This window comes from Neoroseomonas rubea (genome assembly GCF_016106015.1).
GTDB lineage: Bacteria > Pseudomonadota > Alphaproteobacteria > Acetobacterales > Acetobacteraceae > Neoroseomonas > Neoroseomonas rubea.
On the sequence record NZ_JACADQ010000532.1, the window covers coordinates 1 to 1782 of the forward strand.

Here is a 1782-nt window from a genome sequence, read left to right on the forward strand (position 1 = left end):
CGGCGCCCGGCCGAGGCCGAGGCGCCGCGCGCGCTCGTGCGCGTCACCCAGCCCGATCTCGACCGCCGCGCCATCCTCGACCGCAGCCGCGGGCGGCTCGTCATCGCGGCCTTCGGCTTTTCCGGCCTGTTCGGCGCCATCGCGCTGAAGCTCGCCTTCGCGACCGTGCTCAACCCGGCCGAGCCGCGCCGCGCCGCGGCCCTGTCCCGCCCGCCGCAGCCGGCGGCCGAGGCGCCGGTCGCGCGCGCCACCGTCACCGACCGCAATGGCGAGATCCTCGCCGTCTCGCTGCCGCTGACGGCGCTGTATGCCAACCCGCGCCAGATCGAGAACGCGACCGAGGCCGCCGACCGGCTGCGCCGCGTGCTGCCGCAACTGGATCGGGAGCGACTGATCCAGCGCATGTCGGGCGAGCGGCAATTCGCCTACATCGCCCGCGCGCTGACGCCGCGCGAAGTGGCGCAGGTCAACGCGCTCGGCATCCCCGGCCTGCATTTCGAGGAAGCGGAGCGCCGCTACTTCCCGCAGGGGCGCACCGCCGCGCACATCATCGGCGGCGTGGACGTGGACGGCATCGGCATCGCCGGCGTCGAGCGGTCGTTCAACGACCGGCTGCGGGACCAGCCGAATGCGCGGCTGCGCCTGTCGCTCGACATCCGCGTCCAGCTCGCGCTGCGCGATTCCGTCCAGCGCGCGATCACGGAATTCAACGGCATCGGCGGCGCCGGCGTGGTGATGGACGTGCATACGGGTGAGGTGCTGGCCATGGTCAGCCTGCCCGACTACGACGCGAACGACGTCGGCGCGGCGACCGTCGACCAGCGCTTCAACCGCGTCACCGTCGGCGTCTACGAACCCGGTTCCACCTTCAAGCTGCTGACCGCGGCGATGGCGCTGGACTACGGCACGGTGCAGCCCTGGGGCGGCTACGACGCATCCCGCCCGATCCGCGTCGGCCGGCACGAGATCAACGATTTCCGCGGCAAGAACCGCTGGCTCGCGCTGCCGGAGATCATCGCCTACTCCTCCAACCTCGCCTCCGCGCACATGGCCGCCGGGGTCGGCGTGAACCGCCACCGCGAATTCATGCAGCGCATGGGCATGACGCAGCGCCTGCGCATCGAGATCCCGGAGACGGCGCTGCCGCTCGTGCCCGGGCAGCGCACCTGGCGCGACCTCAACACCATGACGATCGGCTTCGGCCACGGCATCTCGGTGACGCCGCTGCATGTCGCCACCGCCGGCGCGACGCTGGTCAATGGCGGCATACTGCGCCAGCCCACGATCCTCGCGCACGATCCCGCCACGCCGCGCGAAGGAACGCGCGTGATCAGCGAGCGCACATCCGACCTGGTGCGCCGCATGATGCGGCTGGTCGTGACGGAAGGCTCGGGCCGCAGCGCCGAGGTGCCGGGCTACTACGTCGGCGGCAAGACCGGCACGGCGCAGAAGACCGGCCCGCGCGGCGGCTATCTCGAGAACAAGCGCATCGCGGCCTTCATCGGCGCCTTCCCGATGCATGCGCCGCGCTACGCCATCTATGTCATGGTGGACGAGCCCAAGCCGAACGCGCGCAGCCATGGCTACGCGACGGCCGGCTGGGTGGCGGCGCCGGCGGCGGGCATGGTGATCTCCCGCATCGCCCCGATCCTCGGCCTGCTGCCCGAGCCGATGACGCCCGAGATCCAGCGCGCGCTGGCCATGCCGATGAACGGGCGCGGCATTCCGGGGCTCGCGCCGCCGGCCGCGACCCCCGCGCGCCCCGCCCCGCCCCGCCCCGCC

The 1782-nt window shown here is 72.8% G+C and carries 1 protein-coding gene; it reads left to right on the forward strand.

Annotated elements, in window-relative coordinates:
* On the forward strand, window positions 1–1782 hold a 1782-nt coding region (locus HW577_RS24525), incomplete at both ends, for a peptidoglycan D,D-transpeptidase FtsI family protein (protein WP_198378712.1).